The organism is Mycobacterium sp. NPDC006124 (genome assembly GCF_040614235.1).
In the GTDB taxonomy this organism is placed as follows: domain Bacteria; phylum Actinomycetota; class Actinomycetes; order Mycobacteriales; family Mycobacteriaceae; genus Mycobacterium.
In genome coordinates this window covers 410,424-434,121 of sequence record NZ_JBEXUA010000004.1, presented here as the reverse complement: position 1 = coordinate 434,121, position 23,698 = coordinate 410,424, and the positions used below count along the sequence as shown (strand labels likewise).

Here is a 23,698-nt window from a genome sequence, read left to right as displayed (position 1 = left end):
CCTTCGAGAGGCTCTGGCGGGCTCGGCTAGCGTTCCTGGCATGAGCATCGTCGGGGTCGGCATCGACCTGGTCTCCATCTCGGAATTCGCCGAACAGGTCGACCAGCCGGGCACGGTGTTCGCCGAGACGTTCACCCCGGGTGAGCGTCGGGACGCCGCCGACAAGAGTTCGTCGGCGGCGCGGCACCTGGCGGCGCGGTGGGCGGCCAAGGAGGCCGTGATCAAGGCGTGGTCGGGGTCGCGGTTCTCCAAGCGGCCCGTGCTGCCCGAGGACATCCACCGCGACATCGAGGTGGTCACCGACATGTGGGGTCGACCAAAGGTGCGGTTGTCCGGCGACATCGCCGAGCACCTCAGGGAGATCACCATCCACGTGTCGTTGACCCACGACGGCGACACCGCCGCCGCGGTGGCGATCCTGGAGTCCGCCGGCTAGCTCCGCACTACGCTCGGTCCCATGAGCGACATCGTCTCCCGCGTCCACTCGGTGCTGCCCTCGGTGCGCGCCGACCTCGAAGCCCTCGTCCGCATCGAGTCGGTGTGGGCCGACCCGGACCGTCGCGACCAGGTTCATCGCACCGCGGAGATGGTGTCGAAGTTGTTGGCGCACGCCGGTTTCGACGACATCCGCACCGTCAGCGAGGGTGGTGCGCCGGCTGTCATCGCGCGTCGGCCCGCACCCGAGGGCGCGCCGACGGTGCTGCTGTACGCCCACCACGACGTGCAACCAGAGGGCGACGCGACCCAGTGGGCGTCGGCACCGTTCGAACCCACCGAGCGCGACGGCCGGCTCTACGGCCGCGGCACCGCCGACGACAAGGCGGGCATCGCCACCCACCTCGCGGCCATCCGCGCGTTCGACGGCGACCTGCCGGTGGGCGTCACGGTGTTCGTCGAGGGTGAGGAGGAGTCGGGGTCGCCGTCCCTGGGTGCCCTCTTGGCCGCCCACCGGGACCTGCTGGCCGCCGACGTCATCGTCATCGCCGATTCGATGAACTGGACCACCGAGATCCCGTCGCTGACGGTGTCGCTGCGCGGGTTGGCCGACTGCGTGGTCGAGGTGGCCACCCTCGACCACGGATTGCACTCGGGGATGTGGGGCGGCGTGGTGCCCGACGCGGTGAGCGTCCTGGTACGCCTGCTGGCCAGCCTGCACGACGACGACGGGAACGTCGCGGTCGAGGGCCTGCACCAGGGTTCGGCCGCCGACGTGGAGTACTCGGACGAGCAGGTGCGCGAGGAAACGGGAATGCTCGACGGCGTCACCCAGATCGGGACGGGGTCGGTCGCCGACCGGTTGTGGGCCAAGCCGGCGATCACGGTCATCGGCATCGACGCCACGTCCGTCGCGAAGTCGTCGAACACCCTGATTCCCCGCGCCCGCGCGAAGGTCAGCATGCGGGTGGCGCCCGGTGGCGACGCCCGGGCCCACCTCGAGGCGCTGACCCGCCACCTCGAGGCGAAGGCGCCATGGGGCGCCCGGGTGACCGTCACGCCGGGGGACATGGGTCAGCCCTACGCGATCGACGCGACCGGACCGGTGTACGACGCCGCCCGCGCGGCCTTCGGACGCGCCTGGGGCACCGATCCGATCGACATGGGCGTCGGCGGGTCGATTCCGTTCATCGCCGCGTTCGCCGACGCCTTCCCGGAGGCCAAGATCCTCGTCACCGGGGTGGAGGATCCGGCGACGCAGGCGCATGCCGTGGACGAGAGCCTCGACCTGGGGGTGCTGGAGCGGGCGGCGACCTCGGAGGCGTTGCTGCTGGAGGCGCTGGGGGCGCTAGACCGCTAGCTCGCGGCGCAGCTTCGCGACGTGGCCGGTGGCCTTCACGTTGTACTGCGCGACCTCGATCTTGCCCTCTTCGTCGACGACGAACGTGGAACGGATGACGCCCTGAACGGTCTTGCCGTACATGGACTTCTCGCCGAAGGCGCCCCACTCGGTGAGCACCGTTCGGTCGGGGTCGGACAGCAGCGGGAACGTCAGCCCCTCGGCGTCACGGAACTTGACGAGCTTCGCGGGCTTGTCGGGGGAGATGCCGACGACGTCGAGGCCCGCCCCGTTCAGTTCGGCCAGGCTGTCTCGGAAGTCACAGGCCTGCTTGGTGCAGCCGGGTGTGGAGGCGGCGGGGTAGAAATACACGACGACCTTGCGCCCGGCGAAGTCACCGAGTGAGACGGTGTTGCCGTCGGCGTCGGGGAGGCTGAAGGCGGGGGCGTCGTCGCCCGCCGAGAGGCGGGGAGTCGGTGGCATCTGTCAATGTCCCTTCGGTCGACCGGTGCGCGACTGCGGTGTCGGTCGCGTCGCGTGGCTGCTCTAGGGTAATTCCCCAAGACCGCACCGCGATTGAAGGGGCTGACGTGGCCGACCGGGATCCCGACAAGATCAAGAAGGACATCGACGTGGCGCGCGAGCAGCTTGCGCAGACCGTGGATGCCCTCGCCGAGCGGGCCAACCCGGCTCGGATCGCCGACGACGTCAAGAGCGGCGTGGTGCAGTTCGCCAAGAAGCCCGCGGTGGCGATGACGCTGGCGGCGTTGGGCACGATCGTGGTGGTCCTCGCCATCCGGCGGGTCACCAACCGCTGAGACGCCTTAGCGACGGCGGAAGCGGCCGAACCGGAAGAAATCCAGGAACGAGTATCCCGGCGGGTTCGCGGTGAGCCCCAACCGGGTGCAGCTGCGCACCACGACCAACCGATCCTCGGCGTCGTCCCCCTCGGCGGGGGACGCGGCGATCGGCGGGGCCGCACCGGCGGTCGACATCAGCTAAGTCCTCGTCACTTTCTCGGATATCGGGCCGATCGCCCGCGTCTCCGCATGTAGCTAACCCGATGGTAGCAGGTGTACCCCATCCTGTGCCTTTCGTATTGGATCTGTTTGCGCTGGTTGGAGCTTTCGGTACCGCGGGTTTCGGTTCACGGCGGCTCGGCGATTCGTCGGCGGACGGCGATTCCAGCACACGATGGCGCCTGATCGCCGAAATCGCATAGTTAATGTTCATTGGACGTGATCGCTATCGGAGTCGCGGTGTCCGCGCGGCAATCCCGGCCGACGGCCGCCCCACGCGTCACCCATGTGTGGGTTGACCTGGCAATCAGCGGGACCACGCCGTCCGAGCCGGTGAATTGCATTCTTTTGGGCGATGACCGAATTCGGGGCGACGACGACCCTTCGGCAATTCACGGGAGGCACGTCGTAGGCGTCGAAATTGCCTGCCATGGAATTCCCATTCCTGGGAATCTTCGCGCATATGCGGCCGCTGGACACAGGACCGGCCGAGACCCGAAGGTGCCCCGGAAACCAAGAATCGGGCCGTTGCCGACCCGATCACGTGGTGCGCCGTCAGGGTTTCGAACCCCGGACCCGCTGATTAAGAGTCAGCTGCTCTACCAACTGAGCTAACGGCGCGCGTGGAAGACGATAACAGTCTCCGACGCCTGGGGTGAAATCCGGTCGGTCGAGCCGTGGGAGCCGGGTGCGACGACCGCCCTCCTGTCGCCGGCCTCGCCTAGACTGCTGGCAAGTAGGTGGGAAGAACTCGTGAATGTCGGGGAAGGTGTATGAGCATGTGGCAGGCCCGATCGGCGACCCGCACGCGGCGGATGCGCAACTGGTGGGCGGCCGCGGTCATGGTGCCGGCCGTCGTCCTCGGGGTCAGCGGGTGCAACGGCACGCCGGCCCCCGCGCCGCAGCCTCAGACCATCGAGGACAAGGGCACGCCGTTCGGTGATCTCCTGGTTCCCAAGCTCACCGCCTCGGTGACCGACGGGGCAGTAGGAGTCACGGTCGACTCGCCGGTGACGGTCAGCGCGGAGGACGGCGTCCTCGGTGCGGTGACGATGACCAACGAGGCAGGTTCGACGGTCGCCGGCCGGCTCAGCCCCGACGGCCTGCGCTGGATGACCACCGAGCCACTCGGCTACAACAAGACCTACCGGCTGAGCGCTCAGTCGTTGGGTCTGGGCGGCGTGACGAGCCGTTCGATGACCTTTCAGACGCACTCGCCGGAGAACTTGACCCGGCCCTACCTCCTGCCGGCCGACGGCGACGTCGTGGGCGTCGGACAGCCCATCGCCATCCGGTTCGACGAGAACGTGCCCAACCGGCTCGCCGCGGAGAAGGCCATCACGGTCACCACCAATCCTCCCGTCGAGGGGGCGTTCTACTGGCTGAGCAACCGCGAGGTGCGGTGGCGCCCGCAGGCCTACTGGCAGCCGGGGACGACGGTCGACGTGGCGGTGAACACCTACGGGGTGGACCTGGGCGACGGGCTGTTCGGTCAGGAGAACGTCACGACCCACTTCACGATCGGCGACGAGGTGATCGCGACCGCCGACGACGACACCAAGACCCTGACGGTTCGGCGCAACGGCGAGGTCGTCAAGACCATGCCGATCTCGATGGGCAAGAACAGCACCCCGACCAACAACGGCGTCTACATCATCGGCGACCGTCTCTCGCACATGGTGATGGACTCCTCGACCTACGGGGTGCCGTCCAACTCGCCGAACGGTTATCGCACCGAGGTCGATTACGCCACGCAGATGTCCTATAGCGGCATCTACGTGCACGCGGCGCCGTGGTCGGTCGGCAGCCAGGGCTACAGCAACGTCAGCCACGGCTGCCTCAACGTCAGCACCAGCAATGCCAAGTGGTTCTACGAGAACACCAAGCGCGGCGATCTCGTCCTGGTCACCAACACCGTGGGCAGCGTGCTGCCCGGGGTGGACGGACTCGGTGACTGGAACGTGCCCTGGGACCAGTGGAAGGCCGGCAACGCGAACGTCTAAGCGTTTGATCGTCCTCTGCTAGGGCCGCTCCGTTCGCCGCCGTCCGTTGTCGACACCCCCGCTCACCGGAGCGGGATCCTCGCCGTCGCCGACCGCGCCGGGCGGAGGATTGGATCACTAGAGTTGGTGCAATGGCGCAGCAAGGTAAACCAGGCTTCTCGGACAACGCGTTCGTCCGCACGGTCAACAAGGTGGCGGTGGCGACGATGAAGCTGCCCGTCGTAGGTGGTCTGGTGCGCCGCGGGCTCGTCGAGATCCGCTACGTCGGGCGCAAGTCCGGGAAGACGTTCGAGATCCCGGTCAACTACCGCCGCTCCGGCGATTCGATCACCATCTGGGTCGGGATGCCCGACAGGAAGAGTTGGTGGCGCAACTTCCTCGGAGAGGGCGGCGCGGTCACCCTCGTGGGGCTCGACGGGCGAGATCGCACCGGCCATGCGGTGGCCACCCGAAACGACCGCGGTGCGGTGTCGGTGCGGGTCCAACTGGATGGGTGACGGCAGGATCGACGCATCAGCCACGCGCACGAAAACGGACCATACCCGAAAAGCAGAAAGTCGGAGGGCGCGAACGCCCTCCGACCTGCTGGGTGACTGACGGGACTCGAACCCGCGACAGCCAGGATCACAACCTGGTGCTCTACCAACTGAACTACAGCCACCATGTCCGCCTTGCCCGAAGGCGCCGCGGTATGACGATCTTAGCCGCTCGAGTGGCCCGTGTCCGAATCGGTTGTCTGCGCGTCGCCGGTGGGGGGACCAAGCTCCGCCGCGATTGCGGCGATGTCGCTGGTCGAGGGTCCGGGAGCGGGTACGAAGGCGGTGCTGCGGTAGTACTTCAACTCGCGAATCGACTCGTGGATGTCGGCTAGCGCGCGGTGCGCGAGGCCCTTCTCGGGCTGACCGAAGTAGATGCGCGGGTACCAGCGGCGGCACAGCTCCTTGATGGAGCTGACGTCGATCATGCGGTAGTGCAGGAACTCGTCGAGGGCCGGCATGTCGCGGGCGATGAAGCCGCGGTCGGTGCCGATCGAGTTGCCGGCCAGCGGGGCGGTGTTCGGTTGCTTGACGAGGCCGCGAATGTAGTCCAGAACCATCTTCTCGGCGGTGGGGACGTCGACGGTGGACGCCCGCACCTCCTCGGTCAACCCCGATTTGCGGTGCATCGTCGCGACCACCTCGACCATCCCGTCGAGCGCCTCGTCGTCGGCGTGGATGACGACGTCGAGGCCATCGCCGAGGAGGTTGAGCTCGCCGTCTGTCACCAGGACCGCGATTTCGATGAGACGGTCCGACTTCAGGTCCAGGCCCGTCATCTCGCAGTCGATCCACACCAGTTCGTCACGCACAGCGCTCAACAGTATTCGCCCAGCCCGACAGCACGTTCCCAGGCCCGCCCAGAGCCACTCCCGCGTCGTCGACGGCCAGTAAGGTCGCCCGCATGAGCGAAGACGCGACCGCCAACCCCGCACAGCGAATCGCCGCTGGATATGCCGTCGGCGGGCAGGCTCTCGAACTCGGCGCCGTGGTGGTCGACGGTGTCGCCGACCCCAGCGCGCGGGTCCGGATCCCGCTGGCCACGGTCAACCGGCACGGCCTGGTGGCCGGGGCGACCGGTACCGGCAAGACGAAGTCACTGCAGCTCATGGCCGAACAGCTCTCGGCGGCAGGGGTGCCGGTGGTGATGGCCGACGTCAAGGGTGACCTGTCGGGACTCTCGCGTCCCGGTGCGCCAGGTGACAAGGTCACCCAGCGGGCGGCCGACACCGGTGACGACTGGTCGCCGACGGCGTTTCCGGTCGAGTTCCTGTCGCTGGGCACCTCCGGGATCGGGGTGCCGGTCCGCGCCACCATCACCAGCTTTGGTCCGATCCTCTTGTCGAAGGTGTTGGGGCTCAACGCGACTCAGGAGTCCACGCTGGGGTTGATCTTCCACTGGGCCGACCAGAAGGGGCTGCCGCTGCTGGACCTCAAGGACCTTCGGTCGGTGATCCAGTTCCTCACCGGCGAGGACGGCAAGGCGGAGCTCAAGGCGCTCGGCGCGGTGTCGACGACCACGGCCGGTGTCATCCTGCGCGCGCTGGTGAACCTGGAGGCCGAGGGCGCCGACACCTTCTTCGGCGAGCCGGAGCTGGAGCCCGACGACCTGATGCGATTCGACGCCCAGGGCCGCGGTGTGATCACCCTGCTGGAACTGGGCGCGCAGGCGGCCCGTCCGGTGATGTTCTCCACGTTCCTGATGTGGGTGCTGGCCGACCTGTTCACCACGTTGCCGGAGGTCGGCGACGTCGAGAAGCCGAAGCTGGTGTTCTTCTTCGACGAGGCGCACCTCCTGTTCGACGACGCGTCCAAGGCCTTCCTCGAGCAGGTCGAGCAGACCGTGAAGCTCATCCGGTCCAAGGGCGTCGGGGTGTTCTTCTGCACGCAGTTGCCCACCGACGTGCCCAACGACGTGTTGTCTCAGCTCGGCGCCCGCGTGCAGCATGCGCTGCGCGCGTTCACCCCCGACGACCAGAAGGCGCTGTCCAAGACGGTGCGCACCTACCCCAAGACCGACGTCTACGACCTCGAGGAGGCGTTGACGTCGCTCGGCACCGGTGAGGCGATCGTCACCGTGCTCTCGGAGAACGGGGCGCCGACCCCGGTGGCGTGGACCAGGATGCGGGCGCCGCGTTCGCTGATGGACACCGTCGGCCCCGACGCCATCTCGGCCGCGGCGAAGGCGTCGCCCCTGCAGGCGGAATATGGCCAGACGATCGACCGCGACTCGGCCTACGAGCGCCTCAACGCCAAGGTGGCCCCGCCGCCGGCACCGGCTCCGCCACCGCCGGCTCCCGACCTTCCGCCGCCGCTCGACGGCGGGTTCGGTGGGCAGACCTACCCCGGCCCGGTCGCCGCGCCCCCGCCGGAGGGGCCCAGCTTCGTCGACGAGGTCGTCCACAGCTCGGCCTTCAAGAGCTTCATCCGGTCGGCGGCCACCGTCGCCGGGCGGGAGATCACCCGCAGCGTGTTCGGCACCGGCACCCGACGCCGTCGGCGCCGCTGAGGGACTACTCGCCCCCGAGCTTCTTGTAGACCGCCCCGACGATAGGCGTCACGATGGACCGCGGGGCGTACCCGCTGGCCACCGACATCGCCTTGGAGGTGACGCCGGGGACGACGCGCATCTTGTTGCGCTCCAGGCCGTCCAGCGACAGCTTCGCGGTGTGCTCGGTGGAGATCCAGAGGAAGTCGGGGATGAGCCTTTCGACCAGCGACTGCTCGTCGGGGTCCGGCAGTTCGGTGCGCACGGGCCCGGGCGCCAGCACGGTGACGTGGACGCCGAGCGGTTTGACCTCGCCGCGCAACGACTCGCTGAACGTGTTGACGAACGCCTTCGACGCCGCATAGGTCGCGTTGTTGGGGATCGGCGAGTTGCCCGCCGCCGAACCGGAGATCAGGATGCCGCCGGCGCGTCGCTCGACCATGCCGGGCAGGACGGCCAGCACCAGGTTGTGCACGCCCAGTACGTTGAGTTGAACCTGGGCCTTCTCGCCGTCGACGTCGAGCTTGGCCACGGGTCCGAAGGTGGCCGTGCCGGCGTTGGCGCACAGGATGGACACGTTGCGCCCGGCGAGCTCGGCGCACAGCTCGTCGCGTGCTGCCGGGTCGACCAGGTCGACGGGGCGCACCTCGACGGTCACGCCGTAGCGTTCGGTCAGCTTGCCGGCCAAGGCCACGAGTACGTCTTCGCGGCGGGCGGTGATGATCAGGTGGTGCCCTCGGGCGGCGAGCTCGGTGGCCAGTGCCTCGCCGATGTTCTGCGAGGCGCCGGTGACGACGGCGCGCGCGTCGGGACTGGGAGCGGGTACGGACATGGGCCCAATCGTAGGTACCAATAGAGTGCGTCCATGACCAACCCCGCGGGTACTCGGACCGCGAGGCGTTTCCCCGTCGTCGCGTGGGCGTTGTGGGACTGCGGCGCAACCGGAGTCAACGCGATCGTCGTCACGTTCGTCTTCTCGGTGTACCTCACCGGGGAGGTGGGGGCGGGTCTGCCGGGCAGCACGCCGCCGACGGCATGGCTGGGGTGGGCGTTGTTCGCCGCCGGGCTGGCGGTGGCGGCGCTGGCGCCGGTCACGGGGATCTGGGTCGACGCGGCGCACCGCAGGCGCACCGTCCTGGCGGTGCTGACCGGGGTCGTGATCGTACTGACGACGTCGATGAGCGTCGTCCGTCCCGAACACCGCTATCTCTGGCTGGGGCTGGTACTGCTCGCGGTCACCGCGGCGTGCAGCGACTTGGCGACGGTGCCCTACAACGCGATGCTGCGCGACCTGTCCACGCCGTCGACGTCAGGCCGGATCTCCGGATTAGGTGCGGCGTCAGGATATTTGGGCAGTGTGCTGCTGCTGTTGGTGGCGTACTTCGGGTTCATCGGCGGCGGTGACGGCGACACCAGCGGACTGTTCGGCGTGCCGGCCCACGACGGCTGGCCGGTGCGGCTGGTGGTGCTGGTGGCCGCGGCGTGGTTTGCGGCATTCGCGTTGCCGTTGGTGGTGGGCGCCCGTGGGCGCGTCGACTCGACGGCACCCGAGGCCCCGGGTGCCGCACCCGGTGTGGTCGGGGCCTACCGGAAGTTGGGCGCCGATCTCAAGGACCAGTGGCGGCGCGACCGCAACGTCGTCTACTACCTGGCGGCGAGCGCGATCTTCCGGGACGGGTTGACGGGCATCTTCACCTTCGGCGCGGTGCTGGGCGTCTCGGCCTACGGGGTGTCGGGGGCCGACGTACTGGTCTTCGGCATGTGCGCCCTGGTGGTCGCGGCGACGGGGGCCGTCGTGGGCGGCCTGCTCGACGACCGGATCGGATCCAAGCCGATCATCGTCGGGTCGCTCGTCGCGATGATCGCCATCGCCCTGGTGATGATGACGCTGTACGGGCCGGCGGCCTTCTGGGTGTGCGGGCTGCTGCTGTGCCTGTTCATCGGCCCCATCCAGTCCTCGGCGCGCACGACGATGCTGCGAATGTCGGTGGAGGGCAAGGAAGGTGCCGCGTTCGGGTTGTACACGACGACCGGGCGGGCCGCGACGTTCCTCGCGCCGATCCTGTTCACCACGTTCATCACCGTGTTCGGCACCGACCGAGCCGGCATGGGCGGCCTCGTGACCGTCCTGGCGCTGGGACTGTTGGCGATCTGCTTCGTGCGCGTGCCGCGGCACGGGGCCTAGCGACCGCCGAGGGCGGTGCACAACGTCAGCCCCGTTCCGGTGTTCTGCTGAGTCTCGGTGCCGTCGATGGTGATCGAGCAGGTGAGTTCGCGACCGACGTTGACGATGCTGACGCTCGCCGAGCTGTTGGCCGCCCCGGCGAGTTGAACTTCCTTCTGCCACGGCAACATCACGTTGAACTCGGTCTGCAGCACGCCGCCGCTGTCGAGGTAGAGGATGCTGATGGCCCGGCCCTCGCCGGCGACCGAGTAGACGACCGTGTGGGTGTCGGCCGGATTGGTCGTCGTCGGCGGGGTCACGCCGGGTGTCGCCGAGGTGCTGGGCGCCAGCGTGGTGGTGGGAGTGGGCACGGTGCTGCTCGGGGTCGACGGTCGCGTCACGGTGGGTTCGATCGGCGTCTGCGGTGGTGCTACGACGGTGTCCTGGTGGGAGCTGTCGACGATGACCAGCCCGATCACCATGCCGAGGACGACGAGCAGGACCATGCCGGCGGCGGCCCACAGCCATCGCCGTGGATTGGGTCCGTCGGGCTTGGGTGGTTCGGGCGGCGGCGCTCCGCCGGGTGAATTGGGCGGCCCGTAGGAGCCCGTCGAGTACGGGTCGTAGCCGTACGGCGAATAGGCGGGCAGATGCTCGGTGGGCCGTTGTGTGTCGCCACCCGCGCCTCCGGCGGCCTGGTGCGGCGCCTGCTGGCCGTACGGCGATCCGGGGTAGGCGGGGTAGTTGTACGTGCCGGGGTGTTGTTGGTCCCACCCGTCGCGGCGCGACGAATCCGTCATCTGCACCTCATGTCTGCAGGGTACCTGCGTTGGCGTCGGGCCCCCTCGACGCCGGGATCGACTGCCGGCGAGGCGGCGCGGCGGGGTTTACCGCAATTGTCGGACGGGTAAACCCGTCGCGACGCCGCACGGGCGGTCAGCGACATGGAGGTTCAGCATGCGAGGCAGCGGAATCATCGGCACCATCCTGCTGGTGTGGTTGCTGATCGGCGCATTCGCCGCATATCAGCGCGATTACTTCAAGACCTCCGAAACCAGCTGTGCCACAGCCGGAACGATCGCGCTCACGGTGGTCGCGGGACCGCTGAACTACGCGGGAGCCAATCCGAAGGTGGCCGACTGCAACATCAACGTCCCCCAGCCCAGCCAGTAACGAACCAGTCATCGACGAAGGAGTGCTGTCATGATCGCCCTCGGTGTACTTCTGGTCATCCTTGGTCTGGTCTTCGCCGTACCGGTGTTGACCTACGTCGGGGTGGTCGCCCTGGTGATCGGCGCGGTGTTCTGGTTGCTTGGCGCGCTGGGTCACGCCGTCGGCGGACGCCGCGTCTGGTACTAGTTGCGGCGGGTCAGCGCGGACAGCGTCATGGCCCGCAGCATCGACCGGGAGGAATCTCGCACCGTTCCCGGCCGCACGCTGTGCGGGGTGGAGTTGAGCAGTCCGAATGCCGCATGCGCGACTAGCCTCGCGTCGGCGTCGATGAGTTCGTCGTCCACGGTGCGCAGCACCTTGACCCACAGTTCGACGTACAGACGCTGCGCACGGCGCACCTGTCGTTTGGCCGAGGTGGGCAGGTGGGCCAGGTCGCGATCCTGGATTCTGATCAGCTCGGGTTCGGTCAACACGAAGTCGAGGTGGAAGTCGACCAGTCCGTCGAGCGCGGCCGCCGGTTCCGACGCGCCGGCGACGACCTTGGTCGCGCCCTCCAGGAGGCGCGTGCTGATGCCCACGAGGAGTTCGACGAGCAGGGCCTCCTTGTTGGGGAAGTGGCGGTAGATCGCCGGTCCGGTCACGCCCGCGGCGGCGCCGATGTCCTCCAGGCGCACGCCGAGGAAACCGTGTTCGGCCATCAGCCGTTCGGCGGCCGACAACAGTTGGGATCGACGGTCGGACTTGGCCCGGCTGCGAGGAGTCGCTCCTGCCGTGGTCGACGTCTTCGCCGTGGACACCTCTACCCCTCTTGCCGATTACCCTTCTCGGTTAATGATGACTAACATAGCATCAGTTAGCGACGGTTAACCAAACTGAACGGATCGGCCATTGCCCACGCAGACCACCCATCGTGACCAGCATCTGACCTTGGTGGCGAAGCTGCGCGACAAGCTCGCGGTCGCGGCGCTCGGCGGCTCGTCGCGTGCGCGGGAACGCCACGTCAGCAGGGGCAAGCTGTTGCCCCGCGACCGGGTGGACGGCCTACTCGACCCCGGCAGCCCGTTCCTGGAATTGGCCCCGCTGGCCGCCGACGGGATGTACGACGACGAGTGTCCCGGCGCCGGCATGATCGCGGGCGTCGGTCGGGTGTCGGGCCGCGAGTGCATGATCGTCGCCAATGACGCGACGGTCAAGGGCGGCACCTACTATCCGATCACCGTCAAGAAACACCTTCGGGCCCAAGAGATTGCGGGCCAGAACCGGCTGCCGTGCGTCTACCTCGTGGACTCCGGCGGTGCCTTCCTGCCGCGCCAGGACGAGGTGTTCCCCGATCGCGAGCACTTCGGTCGGATCTTCTTCAACCAGGCCAATCTCAGCGCGCGGGGCATCCCGCAGATCGCCGCGGTGCTCGGCTCCTGCACCGCCGGTGGCGCCTACGTTCCCGCGATGAGCGACGAGGCCGTCATCGTGCGCAACCAGGGCACCATCTTCCTCGGCGGACCACCGCTGGTGAAGGCCGCCACCGGCGAGGTGGTCACGGCCGAGGAGCTCGGCGGCGGCGATCTGCACGCACGAGTCTCCGGCGTCACCGATCACCTGGCCCACGACGATCGCGACGCCCTTCGGATCGTGAGGAACATCGTGGCCACCCTCGGACCGCGAACGCCGACCCCGTGGGACGTGGCACCGACGGTCGAGCCCGTCGCCGATCAGTCGGAGCTCTACGACGTGGTGCCCGTCGACTCGCGCGTCCCGTACGACGTACACGAGGTGGTCAGCCGCATCGTCGACGGAGGGGAGTTCACCGAGTTCAAGGCCGAGTACGGCACGACGCTGGTGACCGGCTTCGCCCGCATCCACGGCCATCCCGTCGGCATCGTCGCCAACAACGGCGTGCTCTTCGGCGAATCCGCGGTCAAGGGAGCGCATTTCGTCGAGCTGTGCGACAAGCGCTCGGTGCCCCTGCTGTTCCTGCAGAACATCGCCGGCTTCATGGTGGGCCGTGACTACGAGGCCGGTGGCATCGCCAAGCACGGCGCCAAGATGGTGACGGCGGTGGCGTGCGCGCGGGTGCCAAAGATGACCGTGGTGATCGGCGGCTCCTACGGGGCGGGCAACTACTCGATGTGCGGGCGGGCGTATTCGCCACGCTTCCTGTGGATGTGGCCCAACGCGCGGATCTCGGTGATGGGCGGCGAGCAGGCCGCCTCGGTGCTGTCGACCGTGCGAGGTGTAATGACCCCTGAGGAGGAAGAGGCCTTCAAGGCCCCCATCCGCGAGCAGTACGAGCGACGAGGCAACCCCTATTACTCCACGGCCCGGCTCTGGGACGACGGCGTCATCGACCCCGCCGACACCAGAACCGTTCTCGGACTGGCCCTGTCCGTCGTCGCACAGGCTCCGCTGGAGCCCGTGTCCTACGGCGTCTTCCGGATGTGACGCGATGACTCCTAAGACCTTCGGCACCGTACTGGTCGCCAACCGCGGCGAGATCGCCGTGCGGGTGATCCGCACGTTGCGCACCATGGGAATCCGTTCCGTGGCCGTCTATAGTGACGCCGACGCGCAGGCGCGTCACGTGGCCGAGGCCGACGTGGCGGTGCGGCTCGGGCCCGCGCCGGCCCGGCTGAGCTACCTCGACGTCGACGCGGTGGTGCGCGCGGCCCAGCGCACCGGTGCCCACGCGGTCCACCCCGGTTACGGATTCCTCTCCGAGAACGCCGATTTCGCGGCCGCGCTCGCGGCGGCCGGCATCGCGTTCATCGGGCCGCCGGTGGGCGCGCTCCAGACGATGGGCGACAAGATCGCCGCGAAGGCGGCCGTGTCGAAGTTCGGCGTGCCGGTGGTCCCCGGCATCTCGCGACCCGGTCTGACCGACGAGGATCTGATCACCGGTGCCGGCGACGTCGGGTTCCCCGTCTTGGTCAAGCCGTCCGCCGGCGGTGGAGGCAAGGGCATGCGGGTGGTGCACGACGCATCCGAATTGGCCGCCGCGCTGGTGTCCGCGCGGCGTGAGGCGGCGTCGGCATTCGGCGACGACACCCTGTTCCTCGAGCGATTCGTGTTGAATTCCAGGCACATCGAGGTGCAGATAGTCGCCGACGGTGAGGGGAACGTCGTCCACTTCGGCGAGCGCGAGTGCAGCCTGCAACGGCGTCACCAGAAGGTGATCGAGGAGGCACCGTCGCCGCTGTTGGACGCGGCGACCAGAGCCCGCATCGGTGCGGCGGCGTGCGACACCGCCCGCAGCGTCGACTATTCGGGAGCGGGCACCGTCGAGTTCATCGTCTCCGCCGACCGGCCCGACGAGTTCTTCTTCATGGAGATGAACACCCGGCTACAGGTTGAGCACCCCGTCACCGAACTCGTCACGGGTGTCGACCTCGTCGAGCTGCAGGTGCGCATCGCCGCGGGCGGCACACTGCCGCTCGGTCAGGACGACGTGGTCATTACGGGGCATGCCGTCGAGGCCCGCGTGTACGCCGAGGACCCGGCCCGCGACTTCCTGCCGACCGGCGGCACGGTGCTCGACGTTCTCGAATCCGGTTCCGCACGGGTCGATTCGGGCATCCGCGCCGGCACCGTCGTCGGCAGCGACTACGACCCGATGCTCGCCAAGGTCATCGCCTACGCCGAGGACCGACCCGCCGCGCTGGCCGCGTTGGACGGGGCGCTTGCCGAAACGGCGGTGCTCGGGGTGACCACCAACGTGGATTTCCTACGCTTCCTGCTCGCGGACCCAGACGTGGCGGCCGGCCGGCTCGACACCGGTCTGCTCGACCGGCGCACACCCGACTACGTCGGCGTCGCAGCCACCGACGACGAGTTCGTCGCGGCCGCGGCCTACCGCTGGCTGTCCCGCTGGCCGGCCACACCGGGCGACCTGTGGGCGGTCCCGTCGGGTTGGCGCACCGGTGTCCACGCGCCGACGACGATCCGACTGCGGGCGGGCGGGCGCACCGAGCACGTGCACGTCTGCGGCGCTCCGCAGCGGGCGACGGCCCGGATCGAGGACGGCGAGACCCGTTCGTTGGCAGCACGTCTCGACGGTCGCGTGCTCACCGTTACCCTGGACGGGTTGCGGTCGCAGTACGTGATCGCGGCCGCGGACGGCGTGATCTGGCTGGCTGGCGGCGGGCGCACGGTCTCGATCGAGGAGGTGCGCGAGGCGCCGGTGCGGGCCGACGCCGCACACGCGGGCGACGCCGAACTCGTCAGCCCCATGCCCGGTTCGGTGGTCGCGGTAGGCGTCGGAGACGGCGCTCAGGTCGCGGCCGGAGACGTCGTCGTCACCGTCGAGGCCATGAAGATGGAACACGCGCTGGCGGCACCCGTCGACGGTGTCGTCGAACTACTCGTCGCCGTCGGCGACCAGGTCAAGGTGGGTCAGCCGATGGCCCGGATCATCGCAACGATCAAGGAGTCAAAGCCGTGAGCGAATTCCTCTCCACCGGAACGCTTCCCGACCACTACGAGCAGCTGGCCAAGACGGTCCGCGACTTCGCCCGCAGCGTCGTCGCACCGGTGGCCGCCAAGCACGACCGCGAGCACTCGTTCCCCTACGAGGTCGTCGCGGGCATGGCCGACATGGGTCTGTTCGGGTTGCCCTTCCCGGAGGAGTACGGCGGCATGGGCGGGGACTACTTCGCGTTGTGCCTGGCGTTGGAGGAACTCGCCAAGGTCGATCAGAGCGTCGCGATCACCCTGGAAGCCGGTGTCTCCCTCGGCGCGATGCCGGTGTACCGCTTCGGAACCGACGCCCAGAAGCAGGAGTGGCTGCCCTTGCTCGCCTCCGGGAAGGCACTCGGTGCATTCGGCCTGACCGAGGCCGGCGGCGGCACCGACGCCGGGGCCACCAGGACCACCGCCAAACTCGACGGTGACCACTGGGTGATCAACGGCACCAAGCAGTTCATCACCAACTCCGGCACCGACATCACCAAGCTCGTCACCGTCACCGCGGTCACCGGTATCGATCGCCGGCACAAGGACATCTCGGCCTTCCTGGTGCCGGTACCCACGAAGGGATTCACCGCCGAACCTGCCTACGACAAGATGGGTTGGAATGCCTCCGACACCCACCCGCTCAGCTTCGACGACGTCCGCGTGCCGCACGAGAACATGCTTGGCGAACGTGGCCGCGGCTACGCCAATTTCCTGAAGATCCTCGACGAGGGTCGCATCGCGATCGCCGCGGTCTCGGTCGGAGCGGCGCAGGGCTGCGTCGACGAGTGCGTTCGCTACGCCAAGGAGCGAGAGGCGTTTGGCTCACCAATCAGCCGGTATCAGGCCATCGCGTTCAAGATCGCCCGGATGGAGGCACGCGCTCACGCGGCCCGTGCCACCTACTACGACGCGGCCGCACTCATGTTGGCGGGCAAGCCCTTCAAGAAGGCGGCGGCGGTCGCCAAGCTGGTGGCCAGCGAGGCTGCGATGGACAACGCGCGTGACGCCACTCAGGTGTTCGGCGGCTACGGCTTCATGAACGAGTACCCGGTGGCGCGGCACTACCGCGACAGCAAGATCCTCGAGATCGGTGAGGGCACCACCGAGGTGCAGCTGATGCTGATCGCCCGGGAGGCGGGCCTGTGACGGAGAAGCGGGTAATCACCCAGCGGGGACTGTGGTTCGAGGAGTTCGAGACCGGCGTGCTCTACCAGCACCGGCCCGGGCGCACCATCACCGAGGCCGACAACGTCCTGTTCACCACGCTGACCATGAACACTCAGGCACTGCACCTCGACGCCGCCTTCGCGGACGCGTTGCCGCCGTTCAATCAGCGGCTGGTCAATTCCATGTTCACGCTCTCCACGCTGGTCGGGCTGTCGGTCGCGCAGCTGACGCAGGGGACGATCGTGGGCAACCTCGGCTTCGGCGAGATCGCGTTCCCCAAGCCCCTGTTCCACGGTGACACGCTGTACGCGGAGACCGAGGTGCTCGACACCCGGGAGTCGAAGAGCAGGCCGGGCGAGGGCATCGTCACGTTCTCCCACGTCGGGCGCAACCAGCACGGTGACGTGGTCGCCACGGCATCGCGAAAGACCATGGTGCGCAAGCGGCCCGCGGCGGAGTCCTGATGGTGCTCCCACCTGGACCCGGGTGGCTGTTCTGTCCCGCCGACCGCCCCGAACGCTTCGCCAAGGCTGCCGCGGCCGCGGACGTCGTGATCCTCGACCTGGAGGACGGGGTGGCGGCCGCGGACCGGGAGGCGGCCCGGACCGCGCTGATCGAGACCCGGCTGAACCCGTCGACGACGGTGGTGCGACTCAACCCGGTCGGTACGGCCGAGCACGCCCTGGACCTGGCGGCGCTGGCCCAGACCGACTACGTGACGGTGATGCTGGCCAAGACCGAGACCGCCGAGCAGGTCCGGTCGCTGGCGCCGTTCGACGTCGTCGTGCTCGTCGAGACGCCGCTGGGCGCGCTGAGCGTCGCCGAGATCGCGCGGGCCGAGAACACCGTCGCCGTGATGTGGGGTGCCGAGGACCTCGTCGCGGCGACCGGTGGCACCGCGAACCGGTGGCCCGACGGTGGTTACCGGGACGTCGTGAGACACGTTCGCTCCCAGACCCTCCTGACGGCGAAGGCCTTCGGGAGGCTGGCGCTGGACTCGGTGTACCTCGACATCGGGGATCTCGACGGGTTGCGCGCGGAGACCGACGACGCCGTCGCCGTCGGCTTCGACGCGAAGGTGGCCATTCATCCCACGCAGGTCGCCGTCATCCGAGCGGCCTACGCCCCGACGGGTGACCAGGTGACGTGGGCGCGGGCGGTGCTCGAGGCTGCGGTTTCGCAGCGGGGCGTCTTCCAGTTCGACGGTCAGATGGTGGACATGCCGGTGCTGCGGCGCGCTCAGCGCGTCGTCCAGCTCGCCGGTGAATGAGATCCGGCCGCTACCGACGCTTCGCGGCAGCCAATCGTGCTGCGAATTCCGGTGATTCGATCGAGGCGGCCTGGGGGCCGATCTCCACGTCGACGGCCAGCCGGTGCTGCTCGGAGTCGACGACGCCCGGATTCGCCGTCGCGCGCATCGACGCCTTGGTGGCGATGACCACCTCGCGCGGCGCCGAGGCCGGGCCCGCCGCGAGTTCGCGGGCCGCGGCCACGGGATCGTCGGCGACGCGCAGGGCGAGTCCGTGGTCGACGGAGCCCTGCGCGTCGAAGCGCATCCCGAACAGCAGTGACGCCCGGGCCACCTGCGGGCCGACGGCGCGTTGCAGCATCCACGTCGCACCGCCACCGGGATGGATGCCCAGCTTCTGGAACCGGGGGTCGTACATGGCGTGCGGACCCGAGATCCGGACGTCGGCGGCCAGCGCCAGGTTCAGCCCCGCACCCACCGCGGCGCCGTTGACCGCGGCGATGGTCGGAAGTGCGCAGTTCGCCACGGCGAGGAAACCGTCGTAGATCACCCGCAGACCGTCCTCGGCGGCGGCTCCGAGCGCCGTCAGGTCGGCACCCGCACAGAAGGCCTTGCCGGCGCCGGTGACGATCACCGCGTGCACTCCTGGATCGGCCTCGGCGGCGTCGACCGCTGCCCGCAGGGCCGCGGAGATCTCCGCGGTGACCGCGTTGCGGCGATCGGGATCGTTGACCGTGATGAGAGCGACGCGGTCCTCGACGTGGCTCAGTACGAGATCGGACACTTCTCGACAGTAGTGGATCGGCAGGGCTAGTCGACCAGTGACAACGCGTGGGCGCGACGCAGCTTTCCCGACGGTGTCTTGGGGATGACGCCGGGTTGCAGGACGACCACGTTGCGGGGCCGCACGTCGACGTCGCCGAAGACCTCGTGGGCCACTTGGCGTTCGATGCGACGGACCTCGTCCGGATTGTCGTAATCGTTGGATTCGACTGCCACGGCGAAGGTTTCACGGGTCAGACCGGCGTTGAGACGTACCGCGACCGAGCAACCCGCCCGGACGCCCGCCACGCGGGTGGCGGCACGTTCGATGTCGGTCGGGTAGATGTTGCGGCCCGCCATGATGATGACGTCCTTGACCCTGCCGCAGACGACGATGTCGCCGACGTCGGTGAGGTAGCCCATGTCGCCGGTGTCGTACCAGCCGGACTTGTCCTGCGCGCCGATGAAGCCGGCCATGGTGACGTAACCCTTGGTGACCGGCTTGCCCCGCACCTGGATCACGCCGACGGCGCGCTCGGGCAGCACGTTGTCGTCCTCGTCGACGATGCGCACCTCGAGCCCGTCGATGGGCTTGCCGAGGGCGACGAGGCGGCGGGTGTTGCCCTTGGTGGCGGGCACGGCACGGTGCAGGACGGCCATCAGATCGGCGTCGACCTCGTCGACGACCATGCCGGCACCGCATTCGGTGAACGACACCGCGACCGTGGTCTCGGCCATGCCGTAGGCCGGCACGATGGCCTCCCGTCGCAAGCCGAACCGGGCTCCCGCCTCGCATAGGTCCTCGACGTCGGCCGGGTCGACCTGTTCGGCGCCGGACAGGGCCCACCGCAGCGACGACAGGTCGAACTGGCCTTCCTCGGCCTGGCGGCGCAACCGCTTGGCGAAGAGGTTGTAGGCGAAGTTGGGCGCCGCGGTCATCGTGCCCTTGTACTTGTCGATCAACTTGGCCCACAACAGGATGTCGCCAAGGAAGTCCATGGGGGTGACCTTGACCAGCTCGGCGCCGAAGTACATCGGCACCGTCAGGAAGCCCGTCATGCCCATGTCGTGGAAGCAGGGTAGCCAACTGATGATCACGTCGGTGTCGGTGTCGAAGTTGGCCCCGACGAACATCGCCTCGGCGTTGGCCACCACGTTGGCGTGGGAGATGCAGACGGCCTTCGGGAAGCCGGTCGACCCCGACGTCAGTTGCATCAGCGCCAGGTCGTCCTCGTCGGTCTCCACGGGATCGACCGGGTCGGCGGCCAGCAGCTCGGTGACGGTCAGCACCCGAATCCCGCGTTCGGTCAACACCGGTGCGGCGGGGGTGAACGGGTCGGAGACGACGACCACCTTCGCCTCGATCATGCCGATGACGTCCATCGTCTCCAGCGCCCAGCGCTGCAGGTCCGTGCGTGGGGTGGGTTGGTGCAGCATGGTCAGGCTGGCCCCGCGCATCCAGATGCCCTGGGCGACGGGCGCGATCTCGACGGGGGCGCCTGCGAGCACGGCCACGGCGTCGCCGTGTCCGATGCCGGCGGCGGCGAGTCCACCCGAGATGCGCCGCGCCCGTTCGTACACCTCTTTCCAGGTGTGCCGAACCGGGGCATGGGGGTCGCCGGTCGTCATTCCGTTACGGCTGTCGTGCGCGTTGGCGAACATCGTCTCGGTGAATTTACTCACGAAAGTCCCTTTGGCTATGGCGCGTTGGCGGCGATTCTTCTTCGATCGTCGTGCATTCGTCCCTCTGTCGAGCACCTTCGAGAGGTAGCGCGGGGACTAGGCGCCATTGCCGCGTGAGCAGCACGGATGTGTCCATCATCGGCCATCGAGGGCACCGATGGTGGGGAAAGCGTGAACTCCTCAGCACTGGTCGGACGCACTGACTGTACAGACCGGACCCCGAAGTCGACGTGTGGTGCATCAATCGGGTGCGGATCGACACCTCGTCGACACCTCGAGGTGAGCGTTCACGGCTTTCTCCGCGGTTCGTCACATTGCAGCTGATTTCTGGTCGGCGTGGGCGCGACGTCATCGCCGCGCGCCCATGGTCTGCCGGGGTCCGACCCCAACGAGGCGCGGCGCGCCGGGCAGTGACCAAAAAGTGATGGGGCGCAGAGCATTCCTGTCGGCCGGGCGGCGCCTAGCGAGGCAAGGACCCGTGCGAGGTGGTTCGCCAGCCAGATGTCACCAGGGCGGTGAGATCGTTCACCCACGCGTCGTCGAGCGGGGCGTCGTGACGGACGATGATGCGGAAGATCGCACTGCCCACGACGACCTCGGCCAGAAGCGGCAGGTCGCCGACGTCACTCGGCAGGTCGGGCTGGTCACCGATCCGGGTGCGAAAGGTGGCGAGACTCTCGGCGAATCGCGAGGTCATCCTGCTGTGGACGTCCGGATCGGCGACGGTGTCGGCGATCAACGCCGGCAACGCGATGCGGACCTCCGGTCGGTCGAACATGGTTCGGGTGGCCTCCACCAGCGCTCGGATGTCCCCGGCGACGTCACCGGATGCACTCGGCATGGCCGTGACCTCGGCGGGCAGGATCGCCTCGTGCACCAGCTGCGCCTTGCCCGCCCAGCGCCGGTAGATCGCCGCGGTGGTGGTGCCGGCGCGAGCCGCGATCGCCGACAGCGAGAGCGCGGAGTAGCCCGTCTCGAGTAGCAGTTCGCGAGTGGCCTCGATGATCGCGGCGTCGATCCTGCGGTCGCGGGGCCGTCCCGCGGACGATCGGACCGAGTCCTTGTCATCCTCGGGCAGATCTGGTCTCATGATTCAAATATAACTCGGATCGTATCGTTATTGGAGAGACGTGTTCCTGAGCCCGCTCGACGAATACCCGATCCACCAGGCGCCCGTGCCCATCAGCGCCCCCGCCACCTCGGACCGCAACTTCTACGATCGCTCCTACTTCAACGTGCTCGAGCGCGACGGCCGCTTCATGATGCTCACCGGTATCGGCTACTACCCCCGGCTTGGCGTCAAGGACGCATACGTTCTGATCCGTCGCGGAGACACCCAGACCGCCGTCCGCTTCAGTGACGCGATCGACGACGACCGCATGCACCAGTTCGTCAACGGCTACCGGCTCGACGTCGTCGAACCTCTGCAGGAGCTGCACCTGACCGTCGCCGAGACCGACGGCGTGGCGGTCGACCTGCGGTGGCGGGGCAGGTTCCCGGCTGCCCTGGAACATCCGCACCACATGCACACCGAACGCCGAGTCACCCTGCAGGCCTGTCGTTTCGCCCAGCTTGGCACGTGGGAGGGGTGCATCGACGTCGACGGTGACCGACTGCACGTCGACCCCGCGAATTCGGTCGGCAACCGCGACCGGTCCTGGGGCATCCGGCCGATCGGCGAGGCCGAGCCGGCCGGCCGGCCCGACACGGCCTTCGGCGGAATGTGGTGGCTGTACCTACCACTGGCCTTCGACGACTACCAGATCTTCCTGATCATCCAGGAGGACCCCGACGGCCACCGCAGCCTGTACGACTGCACCCGCAGGTGGGCCGACGGCAGGGTCGAGCAGCTCGACGGCGTGCGCGCGACCGTCCACTACGTGTCGGGCACCCGGATTCCCTCCGGAGCACACGTCGAGATGATGACGCGCTCGGGTGACCGGCTTCAGCTCGACGTCGAATCGAAGCTGTTCGCGCCCATTGCCTTTGGCTCCGGCTACGGCGGTGACTCCTCCTGGTCTCACGGCACGTGGATGGGTGGTCCGTCGGCCGAACGCGTCTCCTACGACCTGACCGATCCCGAGGTCATGGCGCGAGCTCCCTTCAGCCTGATCGACCACGTTGGCCGGGCGACCTGCACCGAGGCCGACGGCTCCACGCGCGAGGGGGTCGGGCTGTTCGAGCACGCCGTCATCGGCCCGCACCATCCGTCGGGCTTGCACGACTGGACCGACGCGCAGTCCGGGGCCACGTCGTGAAGGTCATGACCGCGCTGTTCGGTCCCACCGACGTCGTCGAACGCGCAGCACTGTTGCGGGAAGCGGGCGCCTCCGGGGTGTTCACCTTCGAAGGACCGCGGGAGGTCTTCACCCCGCTGGTGCTGGCGTCGTCGGTGAAGGGTCTGGACCTGATGACCAACGTGGCGATCGCGTTGCCGCGCAATCCGATTCAGCTGGCGCACCAGGCCAACGACCTGCAGGAGATCTCCGAGGGTCGCTTCATCCTCGGGCTCGGCACCCAGATTCGCGCTCAGATCGAGAAGCGCTACGGCGCCGAGTTCGACCACCCGGTGGCCCGCATCAAGGAGATGGTCGGCGCGCTGCGGGCCATCTTCGCCACGTGGAACGACGACGAGCGGCTCGACTTCCGCGGCGAGTACTTCCGGCACACCCTGATGACACCGACCTTCAACCCCGGCCCCAACCCGTTCGGTCCACCACCGATCTATCTCGGCGCGCTGGGCCCTCGCATGACCAGGGCCACGGCCGAGGTGGCCGACGGTCTGCTGGTCATGCCGTTCGGGTCCAAGCGCTTCCTGCACGAGGTCACCATGCCCGCCGTTCGCGAGGGACTCGCGGCGGCCGGCCGGGGCGCCGATGATCTCGCGGTGGTCCCCGAGATCATCGTGTCAGTCGGGGAGGACCACGCTTCGACGCGAATGCTGTTGGCGTTCTACGGTTCCACGCCCGCCTATCGCCCGGTGCTGGACGCGCACGGATGGGGCGATCTGCAACCCGAACTCAACGCGATGTCCAAGCAGGGGCGGTGGCAGGAGATGCCGACGCTGATCGACGACGAGGTGCTGCACACCATCGCCGCGTGCGGCACCCCGGCCGAGGTGGCTGCGCACGTCAGAGACCGCGTCGACGGCATCTCCGACCGCATCTGCCTCTATCAGCCGGGGCCCATCGCCACCGACGCCCTGGCCGAGATCGTCGACGCGTTGGGCTGAGG

25 protein-coding genes and 2 tRNA genes are annotated in these 23,698 nt (G+C 68.4%); 16 read left to right on the top strand and 11 right to left on the bottom strand.

Features of this window, described 5'->3' with window-relative positions:
* Positions 1 to 40: 40 nt before the first annotated feature.
* Together ABZ195_RS11725 and ABZ195_RS11720 are read left to right on the top strand one after the other, a co-directional pair.
* Entirely contained in the window at positions 41 to 436 is a 396-nt protein-coding gene (locus ABZ195_RS11725) for a holo-ACP synthase (RefSeq protein WP_355217746.1), read from the top strand.
* 21 nt (positions 437 to 457) lie between these two features.
* Positions 458 to 1,795 (top strand): dipeptidase, encoded by a 1,338-nt coding sequence (locus tag ABZ195_RS11720; RefSeq protein WP_355217744.1) that lies wholly within the window; start codon positions 458 to 460, stop codon positions 1,793 to 1,795.
* Here ABZ195_RS11720 and bcp read toward each other — a convergent pair.
* A complete protein-coding gene (bcp, locus tag ABZ195_RS11715; RefSeq protein ID WP_355217743.1) occupies positions 1,784 to 2,257 on the bottom strand; it encodes a thioredoxin-dependent thiol peroxidase in 474 nt (157 codons plus the stop codon). The genes ABZ195_RS11720 and bcp overlap by 12 nt on opposite strands.
* Positions 2,258 to 2,364: 107 nt before the next feature.
* On the opposite strand from bcp, the gene ABZ195_RS11710 reads away from it, so the two are divergent.
* Positions 2,365 to 2,592 carry a DUF3618 domain-containing protein gene (locus ABZ195_RS11710; protein ID WP_355217741.1) on the top strand — a complete coding sequence of 76 codons (228 nt, stop codon included), beginning with the start codon at positions 2,365 to 2,367 and terminating at the stop codon, positions 2,590 to 2,592.
* Positions 2,593 to 2,598: 6 nt separating this feature from the next.
* On the opposite strand, the gene ABZ195_RS11705 is transcribed toward ABZ195_RS11710, so the two are convergent.
* Positions 2,599 to 2,769, bottom strand: coding sequence for a hypothetical protein (locus ABZ195_RS11705; protein WP_355217739.1), 171 nt, complete (start codon positions 2,767 to 2,769; stop codon positions 2,599 to 2,601).
* A 569-nt stretch (positions 2,770 to 3,338) separates the two neighbouring features.
* Positions 3,339 to 3,414: transfer RNA gene (locus tag ABZ195_RS11700), tRNA-Lys, on the bottom strand.
* Between the two features lie 158 nt (positions 3,415 to 3,572).
* Here ABZ195_RS11700 and ABZ195_RS11695 point away from each other — a divergent pair.
* Together ABZ195_RS11695 and ABZ195_RS11690 are read left to right on the top strand one after the other, a co-directional pair.
* The gene (locus ABZ195_RS11695) at positions 3,573 to 4,796 is read left to right on the top strand and encodes an Ig-like domain-containing protein (RefSeq protein WP_355217738.1); all 1,224 of its coding nucleotides are present in this window, start codon (positions 3,573 to 3,575) and stop codon (positions 4,794 to 4,796) included.
* A 131-nt stretch (positions 4,797 to 4,927) separates the two neighbouring features.
* On the top strand, positions 4,928 to 5,293 hold the full coding sequence (locus tag ABZ195_RS11690; protein WP_355217736.1) for a hypothetical protein: 366 nt from the start codon (positions 4,928 to 4,930) through the stop codon (positions 5,291 to 5,293).
* 91 nt (positions 5,294 to 5,384) lie between these two features.
* Here the strand turns inward: ABZ195_RS11690 and ABZ195_RS11685 are convergent.
* Together ABZ195_RS11685 and orn are read right to left on the bottom strand one after the other, a co-directional pair.
* Positions 5,385 to 5,457 (bottom strand) — tRNA-His (locus tag ABZ195_RS11685).
* Between the two features lie 39 nt (positions 5,458 to 5,496).
* Positions 5,497 to 6,144 carry an oligoribonuclease gene (orn, locus tag ABZ195_RS11680; RefSeq protein ID WP_355217734.1) on the bottom strand — a complete coding sequence of 216 codons (648 nt, stop codon included), beginning with the start codon at positions 6,142 to 6,144 and terminating at the stop codon, positions 5,497 to 5,499.
* Between the two features lie 92 nt (positions 6,145 to 6,236).
* Between orn and ABZ195_RS11675 the strand changes: the two genes are divergently transcribed.
* Entirely contained in the window at positions 6,237 to 7,841 is a 1,605-nt protein-coding gene (locus ABZ195_RS11675) for a helicase HerA-like domain-containing protein (protein WP_355217732.1), read from the top strand.
* Positions 7,842 to 7,845: 4 nt separating this feature from the next.
* Here ABZ195_RS11675 and cmrA read toward each other — a convergent pair whose 3' ends face one another.
* Positions 7,846 to 8,652, bottom strand: a complete 807-nt coding sequence (gene cmrA / locus ABZ195_RS11670) for a mycolate reductase (RefSeq protein ID WP_355217731.1) — start codon at positions 8,650 to 8,652, stop codon at positions 7,846 to 7,848.
* 33 nt (positions 8,653 to 8,685) lie between these two features.
* Between cmrA and ABZ195_RS11665 the strand changes: the two genes are divergently transcribed.
* Positions 8,686 to 10,005, top strand: a complete 1,320-nt coding sequence (locus tag ABZ195_RS11665) for an MFS transporter (protein WP_355217729.1) — start codon at positions 8,686 to 8,688, stop codon at positions 10,003 to 10,005.
* Here ABZ195_RS11665 and ABZ195_RS11660 read toward each other — a convergent pair.
* The gene (locus ABZ195_RS11660; protein ID WP_355217727.1) at positions 10,002 to 10,784 is read right to left on the bottom strand and encodes an MmpS family transport accessory protein; all 783 of its coding nucleotides are present in this window, start codon (positions 10,782 to 10,784) and stop codon (positions 10,002 to 10,004) included. The genes ABZ195_RS11665 and ABZ195_RS11660 overlap by 4 nt on opposite strands.
* Positions 10,785 to 10,941: 157 nt before the next feature.
* Here ABZ195_RS11660 and ABZ195_RS11655 point away from each other — a divergent pair, with 157 nt between their 5' ends.
* Both ABZ195_RS11655 and ABZ195_RS11650 read left to right on the top strand, forming a co-directional pair.
* Positions 10,942 to 11,157, top strand: coding sequence for a hypothetical protein (locus ABZ195_RS11655; protein ID WP_355217725.1), 216 nt, complete (start codon positions 10,942 to 10,944; stop codon positions 11,155 to 11,157).
* Positions 11,158 to 11,187: 30 nt separating this feature from the next.
* Positions 11,188 to 11,343, top strand: a complete 156-nt coding sequence (locus tag ABZ195_RS11650) for a DUF6131 family protein (RefSeq protein ID WP_263999203.1) — start codon at positions 11,188 to 11,190, stop codon at positions 11,341 to 11,343.
* Here ABZ195_RS11650 and ABZ195_RS11645 read toward each other — a convergent pair.
* Positions 11,340 to 11,954, bottom strand: a complete 615-nt coding sequence (locus tag ABZ195_RS11645; protein ID WP_355217723.1) for a TetR/AcrR family transcriptional regulator — start codon at positions 11,952 to 11,954, stop codon at positions 11,340 to 11,342. The genes ABZ195_RS11650 and ABZ195_RS11645 overlap by 4 nt on opposite strands.
* Positions 11,955 to 12,045: 91 nt before the next feature.
* Between ABZ195_RS11645 and ABZ195_RS11640 the strand changes: the two genes are divergently transcribed.
* From ABZ195_RS11640 to ABZ195_RS11620, 5 genes are read left to right on the top strand one after another with little or no spacing between them, the layout of a single operon-like run.
* The gene (locus ABZ195_RS11640; RefSeq protein ID WP_355217721.1) at positions 12,046 to 13,596 is read left to right on the top strand and encodes a carboxyl transferase domain-containing protein; all 1,551 of its coding nucleotides are present in this window, start codon (positions 12,046 to 12,048) and stop codon (positions 13,594 to 13,596) included.
* 4 nt (positions 13,597 to 13,600) lie between these two features.
* Positions 13,601 to 15,592 carry a biotin carboxylase N-terminal domain-containing protein gene (locus ABZ195_RS11635; RefSeq protein ID WP_355217719.1) on the top strand — a complete coding sequence of 664 codons (1,992 nt, stop codon included), beginning with the start codon at positions 13,601 to 13,603 and terminating at the stop codon, positions 15,590 to 15,592.
* Positions 15,589 to 16,749: an acyl-CoA dehydrogenase family protein gene (locus ABZ195_RS11630; protein ID WP_355217717.1), complete on the top strand. Its 1,161-nt coding sequence runs from the start codon at positions 15,589 to 15,591 to the stop codon at positions 16,747 to 16,749. The genes ABZ195_RS11635 and ABZ195_RS11630 overlap by 4 nt, the downstream gene beginning before the upstream one ends.
* Positions 16,746 to 17,234 carry a MaoC family dehydratase gene (locus tag ABZ195_RS11625; RefSeq protein WP_355217715.1) on the top strand — a complete coding sequence of 163 codons (489 nt, stop codon included), beginning with the start codon at positions 16,746 to 16,748 and terminating at the stop codon, positions 17,232 to 17,234. The genes ABZ195_RS11630 and ABZ195_RS11625 overlap by 4 nt, the downstream gene beginning before the upstream one ends.
* Complete coding sequence (locus tag ABZ195_RS11620; RefSeq protein WP_355217713.1) at positions 17,234 to 18,040, top strand: CoA ester lyase; 807 nt, start codon at positions 17,234 to 17,236, stop codon at positions 18,038 to 18,040. The genes ABZ195_RS11625 and ABZ195_RS11620 overlap by 1 nt, the downstream gene beginning before the upstream one ends.
* A gap of 10 nt (positions 18,041 to 18,050) precedes the next feature.
* Here the strand turns inward: ABZ195_RS11620 and ABZ195_RS11615 are convergent, their stop codons facing one another.
* From ABZ195_RS11615 to ABZ195_RS11605, 3 genes are all read right to left on the bottom strand, one after another.
* Positions 18,051 to 18,803, bottom strand: a complete 753-nt coding sequence (locus ABZ195_RS11615) for an enoyl-CoA hydratase (protein WP_355217711.1) — start codon at positions 18,801 to 18,803, stop codon at positions 18,051 to 18,053.
* 26 nt (positions 18,804 to 18,829) lie between these two features.
* Complete coding sequence (locus ABZ195_RS11610) at positions 18,830 to 20,464, bottom strand: fatty acyl-AMP ligase (RefSeq protein ID WP_355217709.1); 1,635 nt, start codon at positions 20,462 to 20,464, stop codon at positions 18,830 to 18,832.
* Between the two features lie 460 nt (positions 20,465 to 20,924).
* Complete coding sequence (locus ABZ195_RS11605; RefSeq protein WP_355217707.1) at positions 20,925 to 21,554, bottom strand: TetR-like C-terminal domain-containing protein; 630 nt, start codon at positions 21,552 to 21,554, stop codon at positions 20,925 to 20,927.
* Between the two features lie 40 nt (positions 21,555 to 21,594).
* On the opposite strand from ABZ195_RS11605, the gene ABZ195_RS11600 reads away from it, so the two are divergent.
* Positions 21,595 to 22,722 (top strand): hypothetical protein, encoded by a 1,128-nt coding sequence (locus ABZ195_RS11600; protein ID WP_355217705.1) that lies wholly within the window; start codon positions 21,595 to 21,597, stop codon positions 22,720 to 22,722.
* Positions 22,719 to 23,696 (top strand): TIGR03617 family F420-dependent LLM class oxidoreductase, encoded by a 978-nt coding sequence (locus tag ABZ195_RS11595; protein ID WP_355217703.1) that lies wholly within the window; start codon positions 22,719 to 22,721, stop codon positions 23,694 to 23,696. The genes ABZ195_RS11600 and ABZ195_RS11595 overlap by 4 nt, the downstream gene beginning before the upstream one ends.
* Positions 23,697 to 23,698: the final 2 nt, after the last annotated feature.

What these genes read in the sequence shown, in the direction of transcription:
- ABZ195_RS11725 (WP_355217746.1), top strand. Translation starts at nt 41, where the DNA reads ATGAGCATCGTCGGGGTCGGCATCGACCTGGTCTCCATCTCGGAATTC.
- ABZ195_RS11720 (WP_355217744.1), top strand. Translation starts at nt 458, where the DNA reads ATGAGCGACATCGTCTCCCGCGTCCACTCGGTGCTGCCCTCGGTGCGC.
- bcp (WP_355217743.1), bottom strand. Translation starts at nt 2,257, where the DNA reads ATGCCACCGACTCCCCGCCTCTCGGCGGGCGACGACGCCCCCGCCTTC.
- ABZ195_RS11705 (WP_355217739.1), bottom strand. Translation starts at nt 2,769, where the DNA reads ATGTCGACCGCCGGTGCGGCCCCGCCGATCGCCGCGTCCCCCGCCGAG.
- ABZ195_RS11695 (WP_355217738.1), top strand. Translation starts at nt 3,573, where the DNA reads ATGTGGCAGGCCCGATCGGCGACCCGCACGCGGCGGATGCGCAACTGG.
- ABZ195_RS11690 (WP_355217736.1), top strand. Translation starts at nt 4,928, where the DNA reads ATGGCGCAGCAAGGTAAACCAGGCTTCTCGGACAACGCGTTCGTCCGC.
- ABZ195_RS11675 (WP_355217732.1), top strand. Translation starts at nt 6,237, where the DNA reads ATGAGCGAAGACGCGACCGCCAACCCCGCACAGCGAATCGCCGCTGGA.
- cmrA (WP_355217731.1), bottom strand. Translation starts at nt 8,652, where the DNA reads ATGTCCGTACCCGCTCCCAGTCCCGACGCGCGCGCCGTCGTCACCGGC.
- ABZ195_RS11665 (WP_355217729.1), top strand. Translation starts at nt 8,686, where the DNA reads ATGACCAACCCCGCGGGTACTCGGACCGCGAGGCGTTTCCCCGTCGTC.
- ABZ195_RS11660 (WP_355217727.1), bottom strand. Translation starts at nt 10,784, where the DNA reads ATGACGGATTCGTCGCGCCGCGACGGGTGGGACCAACAACACCCCGGC.
- ABZ195_RS11655 (WP_355217725.1), top strand. Translation starts at nt 10,942, where the DNA reads ATGCGAGGCAGCGGAATCATCGGCACCATCCTGCTGGTGTGGTTGCTG.
- ABZ195_RS11650 (WP_263999203.1), top strand. Translation starts at nt 11,188, where the DNA reads ATGATCGCCCTCGGTGTACTTCTGGTCATCCTTGGTCTGGTCTTCGCC.
- ABZ195_RS11635 (WP_355217719.1), top strand. Translation starts at nt 13,601, where the DNA reads ATGACTCCTAAGACCTTCGGCACCGTACTGGTCGCCAACCGCGGCGAG.
- ABZ195_RS11620 (WP_355217713.1), top strand. Translation starts at nt 17,234, where the DNA reads ATGGTGCTCCCACCTGGACCCGGGTGGCTGTTCTGTCCCGCCGACCGC.
- ABZ195_RS11605 (WP_355217707.1), bottom strand. Translation starts at nt 21,554, where the DNA reads ATGAGACCAGATCTGCCCGAGGATGACAAGGACTCGGTCCGATCGTCC.